Here is a 16,519-nt window from a genome sequence, read left to right as displayed (position 1 = left end):
ATATCTAATATATATGTTTATATAGTAAAATTACTTTTTTTCAAATCTTTTTGCGAATAAAAAATAGCATAAAAAACATAAATCAAACAATAAAATATTGAAAAATAGCCTAAAAGTATGTTATTATAGAGTTGCAGAAGAATTTGCAAATTGACATTAGATTGACTTGATATGTAAAGACAGAAAAAAGGATTGACCGGTCCTTATATCAGAGCATTTTTAATGGGCGTAAATGATGCTTTGGTATCAAATTCCATTTGGTTAGGTCACAAAAAACGTTAGGAGGTATAGTCATGGAGGACTATATTTTATCATGCAGCTCCACCGCAGATATGACTAACGGGTATTACTCTAGTAGGGATATTCATCATATAGACTGTAAATATACCATAGGTGGCAAGACATATGATGAAAGTATGGGAGAGAGCGTGCCTTTGTCGGAGTTCTACGAAAGAATGAGAAACGGTGAAAGTCCGACAACAAGTCAAATCGACATGGCAGAATACAAGGAATACTTTAAGAAGTTCTTGGAAGATGGCAAGGATGTATTGCATATTTGCTTATCATCAAGTATATCCGAATCGTATCTATCAGCGATGGCAGCAGTTAAGGAACTTAAAGGGGATTATCCTGAAAGACAGGTACATGTAGTAGACTCTTTGTCTGCATCAGCCGGTATTGGACTGCTGGTAGACATCCTGGCAGACAAAAGAGATGAGGGAATGCCTATTGACAAGCTGAAAAGTTATGCGGAGAATTCCAAAAAGTATATCAATCACTGGTTCTTTTCTACAGACTTAACCACCTACTTGAGGGAAGACAGCCTGACTAATTTTACATTTAAGATTGGAAAGACATTGAATTTCTGTCCTCTTATGTGTGTGGACGGAGAAGGTAAGCTGGTAGTTATTGAAAAAGTAAAGACCAAGAAAAAGACTATGGAGGCTATAGTTTCAAGAATGGAAACACAGGCCGTAGACGGAAAGAGATATACCGGAAAATGTTTTATCAGCCATGCAGATTCAGAAAAAGAAGCAAACAAGTTGGCAAGTATGCTTGAGGCTCGTTTCCCGAATTTAAAGGGAAATGTAGAAGTAAAAGATATAGGCCATGTGAACGGTGCACACACAGGTCCCGGAACAGTTGCAGTATTTTTTGTCGGTGACAAAAGATAATTAATTAGAATTTTGATAATTTTAAAAGAATGAAAAAGATGCTTATACCGCTATTGAAAGATTTCTTCTTAGGATGTCGGTATAAGCATTTTTTGTTTATATTAACACTATTGTTCCATTTGCATTTAAGATATATAATTAGATAAGAAATATTATTGAAAGGATATACCATGGAGGCATTTGCGCTTATAAGGAGAAATGAAGCAAAAATTATAGATTTGCCAAGTCCGAAATTTTCAGATCCATATAATGCTATATTGACACCGGTAGCGATATCGGTTTGCACATCTGATGTAAATACCGTATACGGATCCGGATCAAAGAAAACGGATAATCTTATTTTGGGACATGAAGCAGTTGCAAGGGTTTTAAAAGTCGGTGAAAAAGTCAGAGATTTTAAAGTAGGAGATATAGTGGTGGTTCCTTCTATGACACCGAATTTTCATGACAAAGATATACAGGACGGAAATTTTTTACATGCAGGTGCAAACTTCAGTGCAAATACTTTGGGAAGAAGTACGCCGGGAGTTTTTGCAAGAGAGTTTGAAGTGGCTGATGCGGATTTAAACTTGGCTATTTTGCCTGAGGATGTAAGTCTTGGAAACGGACTTATGTGCACGGATATGGCAACCACAGGCTTTACAGGTGCCGAAAGGGTAAATTTCGGAGATACAGTTGTAGTGCTTGGAATCGGCGGTGTAGGGCTTATGGCAATATGTGGTGCCGCCCTTCGCGGTGCCGGAAAAATTATTGCGGTCGGAAGCAGAGAAGCAAGCGTACCTTTGGCGTATGAGTACGGAGCGAGTGAAGTTATATCATATAAGAATTACGATATTACGGAATATGTTCTTAAAGCAACAAACGGTAAGGGAGCAGATGTGGTAATCATAGCCGGAGGAAATGATAAGACTTTTTCAGATGCCATAGATATGGTAAGATATGGTGTCGGGAAGGTTGTAAATTTGAAACTTTTTACAGGAGAGGGAAGTATGGAGATACCGAAGTTTTCTTCGGGTAGAGGTATGTCGGGAAAAACCGTATATATGGAGCTTGGAAAAGGCGGTAGAGTCAGAATGGAAAGACTTCTTTCAATGGTAAAGCATAAAAGATTTACACCTGAAAAACTGATTACACATACATTTGAAGGTTTTGAAAATGTAGAAAAGGCTCTTGAACTTATGAGAGACAAGGGCAATACTGTTATAAAGACAATGATACTTACGGGATGGTAGAATGAAAAAAATAAGTATAGTGGTACCCTGCTTTAATGAAGAGGAAAATGTGGTACCTATGGCGGATGCCATAAGAGAAGAGTTTAAGAAAAATCTTTCATCATATGAGTATGAAATTATTTTTATTGATAATGATTCAAAAGATAATACAAGAGAGTTGATAAGAGAACTTTGTAAATCGGATAAGGGTATTAAAGGCATATTTAATGCGAAAAACTTCGGACAGTTTAATTCACCTTATTATGGAATGCTGCAAAGTACCGGAGATGCTACAGTGCTGATGGCTGCAGATTTTCAAGATCCGGTGGAGATGATACCTAAATATGTGGCGGCTTGGGAAGAAGGCTATAAAATAGCTATCGGAATCAAAAAGTCAAGTCAGGAAAATAAGATAATGTATCATCTTAGAAGTCTGTATTACAAAACTATAAAGAAACTCTCGGAAGTCGAGCAGATAGAACATTTTACAGGTTTCGGACTTTATGATAAAGCATTTATAAATGTTATGAGAAATCTTGACGATCCGGTTCCTTTCCTTAGAGGAATAGTTGCGGAACTGGGATTCAGAAGAAAAGAGATTCCATATGAACAGCCGCAAAGAAGAGCCGGAATTACAAGCAATAATTTATACAGATTATACGATGCGGCAATGCTCTCGGTTACGGCATATACCAAGGTAGGACTGCGACTTGCCACATTTGCGGGAGTTATACTTTCAGGCATATCAATGATTATTGCCATAATATATCTTATATTAAAGCTGCTGTATTGGGACAGATTTCCGGCAGGTATGGCGCCTATACTTATCGGCATGCTTTTCCTAGGTTCAATACAGATATTCTTTATAGGACTTATAGGAGAGTATATACTCACTATTAACCAGAGAGTAATGAAGAGACCGTTGGTTGTGGAAGAGGAAAGAATCAATTTTGATGAATAAAGGCTGTACTAAAGCACAGAATATTATAAAAAAGGAATGATACTTTATGAAATATAAGGTTGACTATGTTCGTATACGCGAGAATTATATCACATTAAACGGTTGGGTAGTGGGTAAGAAACCCGGTTCACAGCCTGCTTTTTGTGTTTATAACAGTAAAATGGAAAGTGTTGATTTCAAATATGTTAAGACCAGAAGAGATGATGTAAGTCAGGTGTATTTTGGGAAAGTATATGATGAAGATTATGGATTTGATATCAAATTTGATTATAAAAGGGGTGAAGATTATTACCTTGAGATAGCGATTGATAATCAAAAGAAAAAGATAAAATACAATGAGGAGCTTATATATAAGCGATCAAGTGTGGCCTATAAAAGGATGGAAAAGCTTAAAGACCTTTGCAATATGGAAACTGTAAGGGTGGCTTTTAATTTCATGAAAAAGAACGGCCTTAGAGCTCTTATCAGAAAGTCAAAGAGTAAAATAAAGGGCATGGACAATGATTATGAGTACACTGAATGGTATGAAAAGACCAAGCCTACAAAGGAAGAGCTGGCTGCACAAAGAGAAGTTAAATTTGCTTATTCACCTTTATTTTCAATAGTAGTACCTCTTTATGCGACTCCCGACAATTTCCTCAGAGAGTTGCTTGACTCAATTCTTGCACAGACTTATACAAACTTTGAGGTTTGTCTGGCTGACGGAAGTGAGAACGGTAAGGATAAAGAGGAATTTGTAAGAAAGTATATAGAAGAAAAAAACATAGGAAGCAAGATAAAATATAATAAGCTTGGGAAAAACTTAGGTATTGCCGGAAATACAAATGAAGCACTTAAGATGGCAAGCGGTGATTATATAGTACTTGCAGACCATGATGATGTTATTACCGAAAATGCATTGTATGAATGTGCAAAGGCAATAAATGAAGAAAACTGTGACTGTTTATACTCCGATGAGGATAAGCTGGATATGTACGGAGGATCACTATTTGATCCGCATTTTAAGCCTGATTTTAATATCGACTTACTTGAGAGTGTGAATTATATCTGTCATCTCTTTGTAGTGAAGAAGGAACTCGTTGATGTGGCAGGAATGTTTGATGCGGCATTTGACGGTGCGCAGGACTATGATTTTATATTCAGAGTTACTGAGAATGCAAAAAAGATTGTACATATACCGAAGGTTTTATACCATTGGAGATGTCATATGAATTCAACAGCTTCAAATCCGCAAAGTAAATTATATGCATTTGAAGCCGGGGCAAGAGCAATAAAGGCACATATAGAAAGAGTGGGGATTTCATTGCCTGTAGAGAAGATAGACAAAGGCGTTGACTACGGTATTTACCATAAATACTTTACTATGGAAGATAAACCTTTGCTTTCAATCATCATTCCGAACAAGGACCACAGAGAGGATCTTGATTTGGCAATCCGCTCCATAATGATAAAGAGCAGTTATAAGAATATTGAGTTTATTGTCGTGGAAAACAACTCTACCGATAAAAAGACTTTTGAGTACTATGATAAGGTTCAAAAAGAGTTTGACAATGTAAAGGTTGTACGTTGGGAGAGAGAGTTCAACTATTCTCTTATCAATAATTTCGGTGTGAATTTTGCAAGCGGTGAATATCTTTTCTTTTTAAACAATGATATAGAACTTATAAATCCGACTTCAATAGAGGAGATGATGTGGTATGCAGTGAGAAAGGATGTCGGTATAGTAGGTGCAAGACTTCTCTACAATGATGATACAATACAACATGCAGGTGTTGTAGTTGGATTTGGAGGAGTGGCAGGACATACCTTTATAGGTCTTTCAGAGGTTGAAAACAGCTATTTCCACAGAGCACTTACATTGCAGGATTATTCTGCCGTAACGGCTGCCGCACTTATTACAAAGAAATCGGTATTTGAAGAAGTTGGCGGATTCAGTGAAGAACTGGCGGTTGCATTTAATGATATTGACTTTTGCATGAAGGTGAGGGCTAAAAACTATCTTGTGGTTTATAATCCTTATGCACTCTTCTATCATTATGAGTCAAAGTCAAGAGGACTTGAGGACAGCCCTGAAAAGATTGAAAGATTTAACAGAGAGACTGCTATATTTATGAAGAGATGGCCTGAAATACTGGCAAAGGGAGATCCGTATTACAATCCTAATCTTACACTACGTAAGTCAAACTTTGCACTTAGAGATTTGTTGAATGAAAAAATAGGCGAACCGTTTATTGACGAGAAGATAAAAAAATACCTTTAGGTATTCGGGAGAAAGATGAGTAAAGTAACAATAATAATACCGAACTATAACGGTATAAAGTTTATGAAGGATTGCATTGAATCGCTTAGAACTCAAACTTATAAAAATTTTGAGATTTTGGTGGTAGACAACGGTTCGAAGGACGAGTCCGTAGATTATTTGAGAGATCTTGAAAGTTATGAAAGCAATCTGAATATAAAAGTGATTTATCTGGATGAAAATCTTGGGTTTGCAGGTGGAGTAAATGTAGGACTTGCAGCCTGTGACAGTAAATATGTTATTTTGTTGAACAATGATACCGAAGTATTTCCGGACTATGTGGAAACACTTGTTAATGCAATAGAAAAGTCTGAGAAGATATTTGCAATAAATCCACTGATGATAAATGCTCATGATAAGGAGCTTGTGGATGATGCCGGAGACGGATATTCTCTTCTTGGTTGGGGATATCAGATAGGTGTTGGAGAAAAGGTGGCGGATTTTACAAAAAGAAGAGCTGTATTTTCAGCATGTGCGGGTGCAAGTATATACAGAAAGAGTATCTTGGATGAAATAGGTTATTTTGATGAAATGCATTTTGCATATTTGGAAGATATGGACTTAAGTTTCAGAGCAAGACTTAGAGGATATATTATAGGTTTTGAGCCAAGGGCCAAGGTATATCATCTCGGAAGTGCGACTTCAGGATCAAAATACAATTCCTTTAAGGTAAGACTTGCGGCAAGGAATAATATTTATTTGATTTATAAAAACATGACAAACCTGCAGATAGCATTTAACTTTTTCCCTCTTTTATTGGGAACTTTAATTAAAACGGTATTTTTCTTTAAAAAAGGATTTCTGACAGATTATATAAGCGGACTAAAAGAGGGCTTTAAAAATCTTGGTGAATGTGAAAGAGTCGATTTTTCGGAAATCAGAAAAACGGATATATTGGCTCTTGAGGGCGAAATAATCGCAGGAACATTTGAATATGTGTATAGATTTATAAAAAGGCATAGCAGTTGAGAACTGTTACTAAAGATTAAGTAAAATGTAATAAATGATTTTGCGTTTGGTTGTAAAATTAATATATGATTTTACGAATAATGAAAAGAAGTCTATCGCATAAGATTGCGATATGGAGCAATGTATGATTAAAGAAAACCAGAAGAGATTAAACAGGCTGCATATACTCCTAGATGCTCTGGTTATATTTTTAAGTTATTTAATAGCTTATCTTATAATGTATTATAATGATGATGCCTTGCTTGCATTGTCGGCACAGGAGTATTTCAGTGCTCTGATAATAATTATACCCGGTTTTTTGATACTCTATGAATTCTTTGAACTGTATACGCCTAAGAGAGTTTCGGGAAGAAGAAGTGAGATAGCAAACATATTCAAAGCCAATTCCATAGGATGGTTGATATTTACATTGACACTCTATTTGGGTGGTAAAAATATGAATATGCATCACTTCTCAAGAAGATTGGTAATTATCTTCTATATTCTGGCAAATGTACTTATGATAGTTGAGAGAACTTCAATACGAATTTTCTTAATGAATATAAGGCAGAAGGGGTATAATCAGAAGCATATTTTATTAATCGGGTATTCAAGGGCTGCTGAAGGATATATAGACAGAGTAAAACAAAATCCTGAGTGGGGATATAATATCAGGGGTATTTTGGATGACAATAAAGAAAGAGGATTCAGTTATAATGGTGTAAAGGTTATAGGAACCGTAGCGAATCTTCATATGATATTAGAGATGAATGTACTTGATGAAATAGCAATAACTCTTAGTATAAAAGAATATGAACATCTGGAAGCTATAGTAAATGACTGTGAGAAATCCGGTGTTCATACAAAGTTTATACCTGATTACAATAACTTTATTCCTACTATTCCATACATAGAGGACCTACAGGGACTGCCGGTTATAAATATCAGGCATGTACCGCTTACAGAATTGCATAATGCATATATAAAAAGAATTGTTGACATATTCGGGGCATTATTTGGTATAATACTGTTTTCACCATGGATGTTAATTACCGCAATACTGGTAAAGCTGACAGACGGTGGGCCCATAATATATGCTCAAGAAAGAGTCGGTTTACACAATAAACCTTTTAAAATGTATAAATTCCGCTCAATGGCCGTACAAAAGCCGTCAGAGGAAAAGTCAAAATGGACTACTCCGAATGACCCGAGAGTCACCAAAATAGGTAGATTTATAAGGAAAACAAGTATTGATGAAATGCCTCAGTTTTTCAATATCTTAAAGGGTGATATGTCACTTGTGGGTCCAAGACCTGAGAGACCTTTTTATGTGGAAAAGTTCAGAGAAGAAATACCGCATTATATGATAAAACATCAAGTCAGACCGGGACTTACAGGTTGGGCGCAGGTTAACGGGTTTAGAGGAGATACTTCAATACAAAAGAGGATAGACCATGACTTATATTATATTGAAAACTGGACCTTAGGTTTTGATTTCAAGATAATGTTTTTGACGATATTTAAGGGATTTATTAATAAGAATGCTTATTAGCAGGAGGATCATAATGAGCGAAGAAAAAAAGAAGTCCAGAAAAAAGAAAAAATCAAAAGTTGCTTTTTTCATTACTATGCTTATAGCAGAGATGCTTGTTCTGGGTGTTATATTTGCATATGCCTATGTGTTGAAACAATATTCTAAAATCCAACGACCGGATTATGATGTGGAAGAGGTGGCAAATACCGGATTGTCGGAAAAAAAGCTTCAGGAGATGAGAGGATATAGAAATATTGCATTATTCGGTGTAGACTCCAGAGACAACAGTGTCGGAAAAGGAAACAGATCCGATGTTATAATTATATGTTCAATAGATCAGGCCACAGGAGATATTAAGCTTGTATCTGTATACAGAGATACATACCTTGATGTAGGTAAGAACTCATTCCAGAAGGCTACACATGCATATAGCTATGGTGGACCTGCAAGAGCTGTTAAGATGCTGAATGACAGTTTGGATCTTAATATTACAGACTATGTTACATTTAACTGGAAGGCGGTTGCAACCGCAATCAATATTCTGGGCGGTGTAGATATAGAAATTACAAAGCCGGAGTTTAAATACATAAATTCTTATATTACAGAAACTGTAAAGGGAACAGGAATAGGTTCTGTACAGTTAAAGGCACCGGGAATGCAGCATTTGGACGGTGTTCAGGCTGTCGCATATGCAAGACTTAGATATATGGACACAGATTATCAGAGAACGGAAAGACAGAGAAAAGTTATTGAACTTGCTTTTGAGAAGGCAAAGAAGGCCGACCTTAAGACTTTGAATGATTTGCTTGGAAATATGCTTTCTATGGTAGCGACAAATCTTACATGGCAGGACGGTCTTGATGTAATAAATGATTTCGGAAAATATAACTTAAAAGACACTGCAGGTTTTCCGTTTAAATTTGATGATATGACTCTCGGTACAAAGGGATTTATAGTAGTTCCTGTAAACCTTGAAAGTAATGTATTGGAGCTGCACAAGTATCTCTTCGGTGATGAAAATTATGAAGTTTCCGCAAAAGTAAAGGCCTACAGTGACAGAATCTCATCCGATACCGGAGTTTATAAAGACGGTGACAGTATAAAGCGAGTAAAAACCAGCGGCGGATATAAGTCGAATAAAAATAATGACGATGAAGATGATAAAGAAACCAAGAGTAAGAAGAAATCTACTACTGAAGCTGAGACTAAAAAGAGTGTAGATATCTACATAGATAATAACGGAAGATATTATCAGCTTGATAAAGACGGCGAAACCGTTTGGATAGATAAAGATGAAGAAAATGATTATTACACGGACGGTGACGGAAATAAGTACTATATAAAGCCTACCGAGAAGGGAAGTGCGGCTGAAAGGGATAAGACCACAAGCAACTCAAAAACCGGAGTAAATGTAGGTCCGGGAGAGACCACACAGGCCTCAAAGGGTTCAAATGTGGAGATTATAACTTCCTCAACCGAGGCTCAGAATAAGAAAAACACTACTGCCGAGACTCAAACAAAGAAGATAAACGGTCCGGGAGAGACTACTGCAGCAAGCGGTGAGGCTCAGCCCAGAAAATCAAACGGCTCGGGTGAATCTACTCAGGCTCAGACAAAGTCAGGAAAGAGTCCTAAAGAATCTACAGTGGAACCTTTGACTACTACTGCAAAAGAAGAAACAGTAGCACCTGCACCTAATGTAGTGGGACCGGGAAATACAGTTTCACAGACTGTGGAAGCAAAACCTGAATAAAAAACACAATTTAAACTAACTTTGAACACAAATAAGACACAAAGCATTGGTAGACTATAAACCATAAAAGGAAAGCTATCAATGCTTTTTTAATATATGAAAGGAGCGCACGTAATCGTGCGAATAAGAATATGGGATTTGATAGAGATGAATTTGATAATGAGATAAACAATGCAGAGGAGCATACAACAAACACAGCAGAGATTTCAAATACAAATACTGCAGATGAAATCGGCATTTATACTCAGTCCGAGCAAAAGGATATAGACAGTATTATAAAAAGACATACAGACAGTCTTGCAAAAGCTGCAGAGAATATAGCCAAAAATGAAACAGAGTCAGGCGGCAGCGCTAATACGGTAAGTTTAGATAAAACAAATACAAATGATGAGGTAAATAATAATGCAAACATTGAGGGAAATAGTAGAGAAACTTATAGAGGAACTCAGTCAGAAGATGTACGAGCAAGGGCTCTTACCGCACAGCCTCAAAAAGTCCAAGGTAAGGGTAAGGAGCGAAAGAAATCAAAAGTAGGCAAGGCTGTAGGTCTTGTAGCAAGTGCGGCGGTATTCGGACTTGTTGCCGGCGGAGTAATGGTAGGTGTAAATACTGTTGCCAACAGCTATATTTCCAGTAATGTAGAAACTAAAGACAATATTGTTATAGGAAATCAAACAGATATCAAGAGTGACAGTGAAAGTACTGCGGCACCTGCAACAAATCTTTCAAATATGGATGTGTCTACAATTGTAGACAAGGCTATGCCTTCAGTAGTAGCTATCTATGGTAAAGCTGAGATTACACAAAACAGCTTCTTCGGACCACAAAGCTATGAAGCACAGTCAAGCGGTTCAGGTATTATAGTCGGAAAAACAGATTCAGAACTTTTGGTAGTCACAAACAATCATGTGATTGCAGATACCGACAGTTTGGAAGTTGAATTTAATGACGGAACAAAGGCTGCAGCTTCCGTAAAGGGCGGAGACAGTGACAATGATGTTGCGGTTGTGGCGATTAAGCTTTCAGATCTTTCAGAGGATACATTGTCAAAGATAAGTATTGCAAATATAGGTGACTCAAATGATGTAAAAGTCGGTCAGGGAGTAGTTGCCATAGGTAATGCACTTGGTTACGGACAGTCTGTAACTGTAGGTTATATATCGGCATTAAACAGAGAAGTGAAAACTGAGGGAGGCACATCAAGAAATCTTCTTCAAACAGATGCAGCTATAAATCCGGGAAACTCAGGTGGTGCGCTAATTAATATGAAAGGCGAAGTAATCGGTATAAATTCAGCTAAATATTCTGATACCGATGTTGAAGGAATGGGCTATGCCATACCTATTTCTGCAGTAAAGGATCTTATAGCGGAACTTTCAAGTAAAGAAACAAGAACGGTTGTTGCTGCAGAGAATCAGGGATATCTTGGAATACAGGGAAAAGATATAGATGAGGAAATGGCTAAGGCATATGATATGCCACAGGGCATATATGTTTATAAGGTTGTAGAAGGCGGAGCGGCAGCTTCTTCAGACTTAAAAGCTAAGGATATCATAACAAAGTTTGACGGGCAGAGCGTAAGATCTATGGAAAGTCTCAAAAATATGCTTACATATTATGAGAGTGGAAAAACAGTGGATTTGACCGTTCAAAGATTGGATGAAAGCGGTAATTACGTGGAAAAGACTGTAACAATAACTCTTGGAAAGAGAGAAACTACAGAACAATAAGTTATTTTATAAGCAGCAGGTTAAATGCCTGTTGCTTTTTTTATCAGATATAATGTATACTAAATTGCTATATAGGAAATGGGGTAGTAATAATGAGACTTAGACATATAAAGGGCTGTGAGGACTTTATAACAGATGCAAAGGAATGTATCAGAGAAGATAAAGCAATAGAATTAAAGGGAAGTATACAGGATATCTTTGAGGAGAAAAGACCTTTGCAGATAGAGATAGGAATGGGCAAGGGACAGTTTATCAGAAATATGGCGATAACACATCCGGATATAAACTTTATCGGTATAGAAAAGTATGAAAGTGTACTTATGAAAGCAATACAAAGAAAAAGAAACCTTGAAAAAGAGAAGAGCATAGATAATCTAAGATTTCTATGTGCAGATGCAAAGAAGCTTTCAGAGATATTTGAGGCAGGAGAAGTGGATAAAATATTTCTTAATTTTTCCGATCCGTGGCCGAAGGACAGACATGCAAACAGAAGACTGACATCACCGGATTTTTTAAATGTGTACGATATTATATTGAAAAAGGACGGCGTAATAGAATTTAAGACCGATAATGTCGGGTTATTTGAATATTCTTTGGATGTAGTAAAGGATTCAAAGTGGAAACTTGATTTTTGCAGCTTTGACTTTCATTCGGAAAAGGAATCTGAAGGAAATATAATGACGGAATATGAGGAGAAATTCTCAAGTCAAGGAAATAAGATTTGTAAAATGATTATAAGCAGATAAAAAATCACCTGCCAAAATCGGCAGGTGAAATAAAAAACTCCAATGATGACGGTCATTGGAGTTTGTTTTATGCATTGATACTATCAACAGCCTTTGAAAGTCTTGCAACCTTACGAGATGCATTGTTCTTGTGATATACACCCTTTGATGCTGCCTTTGTAATCTCAACGATAGCATTCTTAAGGTTCTCCTGTGCAAGCTTCTTGTCATTTGCTGCAACAGCACTGTCAACTTTCTTAATAGCAGTCTTTACTTTTGATCTGATAGACTTATTTCTTTCAGTTCTAACTAAAGCAACTTGAATTCTCTTCTTTGCTGATTTGATATTAGCCACATTTACCTCCAATAAATAAATAACTTTTTCTGTTGAATTAAATTTTAATTTTAAAAGTTTATATTGAAGCCTGGACACGGACAGTTCAATCTAAACGCGAATATAATTTTAGGATATTCTAAGTGGAATGTCAAGGTTTAAAAGGAAGTTTTGTTGAAGTAGATTTGATATTTATTTTATATGTATTTATAATGAAACAAAGTAATAAAATATACAGTATGGGGAGCATGAAAAAATTTTTTAAAAAAATTAGCACTCAGCTATTGACAGTGCTAATAATTAGTGTTATAGTATGCATATAACAAATAAGACACAGATAACAATATCGGTACAAAGTTTTATTTGTAAATAATAATGAATATATAGAAGGAGATATAGATATGTTATTACCTGGAAGAAGTTATAATTTATTTGATGATTTTTTTAATAATGATTTTTTTGGAAGAGATTTTAGAAAGTTTGATGCTCCAAGCATGAAGACAGATGTAAAGGAAGTTGAAGGTAACTATGAGCTGAGTATTGAGATTCCTGGATTTAATAAGGAAGATATAAGTGCAAGCTTAAAGAACGGATATCTTACAATCAGTGCAAAGCATGAGGAAAATAAAGATGAAAAAGATGAACAGGATAAATACATCCGCAGAGAGAGAAGATTCGGTTCATGTCAGAGAAGTTTCTTTGTAGGAGATGCGATAACTGAGGAAGATATCAAGGCTTCATATAACAACGGTATTTTAAAACTCACTTTGCCAAAAGAAAAAGAGAGACTTCCACAGGAGCCGAAGACAATTGCAATTGAATAATTTTTAAGACTGCTGTAAAAGGCAGTCTTTTTCTTTTGTCTTTTTTATTAAGTTATGGCATTATATCTTGTATATTGCGGTACTTAGTGCTATCATAATTCTTTTAAAGAGTATGAATTTATATATCGGAGGTTGTTTATGGCATTGATTTTACCAAAGGGTTATGATCCCGTATTAAGCGTAAGGCAGACGCAGGAAGCGATAAAATATATAAGAGATACATTTCAAAAAGAATTCGGAAAAGAAATGAATCTGGAGAGGGTTTCAGCCCCTTTATTTGTATCAAAGTCAAGCGGGTTGAATGATAACTTAAACGGAGTGGAGCGTCCTGTAGCATTTGATATACTTGGAGTCCCTAATGAGGAGTATGAAGTTGTTCAATCACTTGCAAAGTGGAAGAGAATGGCTCTTGGTGAGTATAATTTTGCGCCGGGCGAGGGCCTTTACACAAATATGAATGCCATAAGAAGAGATGAGGAACTTGACAATCTTCACTCATGCTATGTGGATCAATGGGACTGGGAAAAGGTAATAAGAAAAGAAGACAGAACTATTGAAGTTTTGGAAGAAACGGTAAGAACTATTTTTAAAGTGATTAAGCATATGGAGCATGAGGTGTGGTATAAATATCCTGAGGCCGTGAATCATTTACCGGATGATATATTCTTTATAACTTCAGAGGAACTTAGACAAAGATATCCTGATAAGACTCCGAAGGAGAGGGAAAATCTTATCGTTAAAGAACATGGCTGTGTTTTTGTGGAGAAAATCGGCGGTGCTTTAGGTGACGGAAAGCCTCATGACGGCAGAGCACCTGACTATGATGACTGGGAGTTAAACGGTGATATTCTATTCTGGTTTGAGAATTTAAACTGTGCATTGGAGATATCAAGTATGGGTATCAGGGTGGATGAAGCGGCAATGGAAGCTCAGTTAAAGGCCGCAAATGCACTTGACAGAAAGAGTTTACCTTTCCACAAGTCTCTTTTGGCAGGAGAATTACCATATACAATAGGTGGAGGTATAGGACAGAGCAGACTTTGTATGCTTCTACTTAACAAAGCACATGTCGGAGAAGTTCAGTCAAGTGTATGGCCTGCCGATATGATTGAGGCTTGCAAAAAGAACAGAATGATACTATTATAAAGTCAGTAGCCGCTTAAAAATATGTCAGTTTTTAAATAAAGCCGACACCGGAATTTAAAAGGAGTGTTTTTATGGCGAGAAAAAGAAAGAAAGCCGGCGCAATATCGGAAAATAAATTTGCGATAATTTTTGTCACCGGAGTAGTTTTATCTGTAGCGATTATTCTAGGAGTAAAGGTAAACAGTATAAAGCAGGAATTGGCAAAAAGAGAGTCCTACAATCAAAAAGTAATTGAAGAACTTGAGAGTGAAGACGAAAGATCAAAGAAACTTGAAGAACAAAGAAAATATGTTCAAACCGACAGTTATATAATAGAAATGGCAAGAGAAAAACTGGGACTTGTTTTTCCTGATGAAATTGCTATAAAGGCAGAAAAATAATATGTTAGATATAGATACGTTTAGTCATTTCATAGAGGATAATAATCTGATCGAAAAAAAAGATAGAATAGTACTTGGTGTAAGTGGAGGTGCGGATTCCATATGCCTGTTGCATACATTGAGTCGTATACAAAAAGCCTTAGAAATAAGGCTTTTTGTCGTACATATAAATCATGGTATAAGAGGTGAAGAGGCAAGTCGTGATGAAAATTATGTAAAGAAATTTTGTGAAAAACTTGATATTTGTTTTTTCAGCTTTCACTATGACATACCGAGGATTGCAAAAGATCTTAAACTAAGTGAAGAAGAAGCCGGAAGAAAGATGAGATATGAGTCGTTTGAAAGTGTATCGAAAGATATAGCAATAAAGGAGAACTTGGATTTTAACAAAATCAAAGTTGCAGTGGCTCATAATAAAAATGACAATGCTGAGACCATACTTCACAATCTGTCAAGGGGTAGCGGCATATCGGGGTTAAAGGGTATTTTGGTAAGAAATAAAAATATTATAAGACCTTTACTGGCATTTTCAAGGGATGAAATAGAGGACTATCTTAAAAGAAACAGTATAGATTATATGACGGACAGTACAAATCTGAAAAATGATTATACAAGAAATATTTTAAGGAATGAGGTCTTTCCGATACTAGAAAAAAATGTTAACGGTAATGTGATCAATAATTTTTATAAGTCCTCTAAAATTGCGGCTGAGGCCGATGAGTTTTTTGAAAATTCAGCTATAAAATTTTGTGAAAAGAATTTAAAAATCAAAGGTAAAGATGAATTTTTATTAGACAAAGAGGCCTTACTTAATGAGCCTCATATTATAAGTACATATATTATCAGGTATACTTTAAGAAAGGTATTAAAGAGTAAAGAACTTGGAATAAAAGATATCGGTATGGTGCATATAGAGGATATATGGAACCTGGCAAAATCGGAAAACGGAAAAAAACTTGATTTAAAATACGGAATAAAAGTATACAATGAATATGAAAACATAAGATTTGTAAATGAAGATAAAAAAGATACGGATAATGATAAATATGTATTACCTGAAATAAACTACAATATTTTGGATAATTTCAATATTAAGGATATTCCGAAAGCCGGTAATGTCAGGTGGCTTGATTTTGACAAAGTCCTTGAAAATATAGTAAAATATAATAGAAAATCTATATGTATAAACAGTATTATTAATAAAGATGATATGATAAAAATTATACAGGAAAATATTGTAATCAGAGGATGTGAAAGCGGAGATTTTATACATATAAAATCCGGTAGAAAGGCTGTCAAAAAACTTTTCACGGATGATAAGATACCTTTAAATATCAGAGGGGAATATGTAGTTGTTGCGATTGGCTTTGATATACTTTGGATATTTAGAGAGAGCAATATTTTCGGAGAGGAAGCCGGGCTTGACAGAACGGGAGAACTCTACAGAATAGATGAAAACACAAAAAATATTTTAAAAATAGAAGTAAGTAGGAGATAAA

Annotated in this window: 14 protein-coding genes; 13 read left to right on the top strand and 1 reads right to left on the bottom strand. The window is 35.8% G+C overall.

Translation table 11 applies throughout. From position 1 onward, the window contains the following. The first annotated feature begins 293 nt into the window (after window positions 1–293). From EHV10_RS14020 to trmB, 9 genes are all read left to right on the top strand, one after another. Window positions 294–1,175, top strand: coding sequence for a DegV family protein (locus EHV10_RS14020; protein ID WP_128675185.1), 882 nt, complete (start codon window positions 294–296; stop codon window positions 1,173–1,175). A 170-nt stretch (window positions 1,176–1,345) separates the two neighbouring features. Then, the gene (locus tag EHV10_RS14015) at window positions 1,346–2,407 is read left to right on the top strand and encodes a zinc-binding dehydrogenase (protein ID WP_128675184.1); all 1,062 of its coding nucleotides are present in this window, start codon (window positions 1,346–1,348) and stop codon (window positions 2,405–2,407) included. Between the two features lies 1 nt (window position 2,408). Then, on the top strand, window positions 2,409–3,347 hold the full coding sequence (locus tag EHV10_RS14010; RefSeq protein ID WP_128675183.1) for a glycosyltransferase family 2 protein: 939 nt from the start codon (window positions 2,409–2,411) through the stop codon (window positions 3,345–3,347). A gap of 46 nt (window positions 3,348–3,393) precedes the next feature. Continuing rightward, a complete protein-coding gene (locus EHV10_RS14005; protein ID WP_128675182.1) occupies window positions 3,394–5,607 on the top strand; it encodes a glycosyltransferase family 2 protein in 2,214 nt (737 codons plus the stop codon). Window positions 5,608–5,622: 15 nt separating this feature from the next. Next, window positions 5,623–6,615, top strand: a complete 993-nt coding sequence (locus EHV10_RS14000) for a glycosyltransferase family 2 protein (protein WP_128675181.1) — start codon at window positions 5,623–5,625, stop codon at window positions 6,613–6,615. Between the two features lie 124 nt (window positions 6,616–6,739). Then, window positions 6,740–8,146 carry an undecaprenyl-phosphate glucose phosphotransferase gene (locus tag EHV10_RS13995; protein ID WP_007594537.1) on the top strand — a complete coding sequence of 469 codons (1,407 nt, stop codon included), beginning with the start codon at window positions 6,740–6,742 and terminating at the stop codon, window positions 8,144–8,146. A gap of 13 nt (window positions 8,147–8,159) precedes the next feature. Beyond that, on the top strand, window positions 8,160–9,881 hold the full coding sequence (locus EHV10_RS13990) for an LCP family glycopolymer transferase (RefSeq protein ID WP_128675180.1): 1,722 nt from the start codon (window positions 8,160–8,162) through the stop codon (window positions 9,879–9,881). Between the two features lie 131 nt (window positions 9,882–10,012). Beyond that, window positions 10,013–11,611: a S1C family serine protease gene (locus EHV10_RS13985; protein WP_128675179.1), complete on the top strand. Its 1,599-nt coding sequence runs from the start codon at window positions 10,013–10,015 to the stop codon at window positions 11,609–11,611. Window positions 11,612–11,703: 92 nt separating this feature from the next. Further along, a complete protein-coding gene (gene trmB, locus EHV10_RS13980) occupies window positions 11,704–12,357 on the top strand; it encodes a tRNA (guanosine(46)-N7)-methyltransferase TrmB (RefSeq protein ID WP_128675178.1) in 654 nt (217 codons plus the stop codon). A 67-nt stretch (window positions 12,358–12,424) separates the two neighbouring features. Here trmB and rpsT read toward each other — a convergent pair whose 3' ends face one another. Beyond that, the gene (gene rpsT / locus EHV10_RS13975) at window positions 12,425–12,691 is read right to left on the bottom strand and encodes a 30S ribosomal protein S20 (protein ID WP_007594531.1); all 267 of its coding nucleotides are present in this window, start codon (window positions 12,689–12,691) and stop codon (window positions 12,425–12,427) included. Between the two features lie 380 nt (window positions 12,692–13,071). Here rpsT and EHV10_RS13970 point away from each other — a divergent pair, with 380 nt between their 5' ends. From EHV10_RS13970 to tilS, 4 genes are all read left to right on the top strand, one after another. Then, window positions 13,072–13,494, top strand: a complete 423-nt coding sequence (locus tag EHV10_RS13970) for an Hsp20/alpha crystallin family protein (RefSeq protein WP_128675177.1) — start codon at window positions 13,072–13,074, stop codon at window positions 13,492–13,494. Between the two features lie 138 nt (window positions 13,495–13,632). Further along, window positions 13,633–14,640: an aspartate--ammonia ligase gene (gene asnA, locus EHV10_RS13965; protein ID WP_034212350.1), complete on the top strand. Its 1,008-nt coding sequence runs from the start codon at window positions 13,633–13,635 to the stop codon at window positions 14,638–14,640. 71 nt (window positions 14,641–14,711) lie between these two features. Then, window positions 14,712–15,020: a septum formation initiator family protein gene (locus tag EHV10_RS13960; protein WP_034212348.1), complete on the top strand. Its 309-nt coding sequence runs from the start codon at window positions 14,712–14,714 to the stop codon at window positions 15,018–15,020. A gap of 1 nt (window position 15,021) precedes the next feature. Beyond that, window positions 15,022–16,518, top strand: coding sequence for a tRNA lysidine(34) synthetase TilS (tilS, locus tag EHV10_RS13955; protein WP_128675176.1), 1,497 nt, complete (start codon window positions 15,022–15,024; stop codon window positions 16,516–16,518). Window position 16,519: the final 1 nt, after the last annotated feature.

The sequence above is a fragment of the Lachnoanaerobaculum gingivalis genome (assembly GCF_003862475.1).
In the GTDB taxonomy this organism is placed as follows: domain Bacteria; phylum Bacillota; class Clostridia; order Lachnospirales; family Lachnospiraceae; genus Lachnoanaerobaculum; species Lachnoanaerobaculum gingivalis.
The sequence above is the reverse complement of the archived record's forward strand: the minus strand, read 5'-3'. Positions and strand labels throughout refer to the sequence as shown.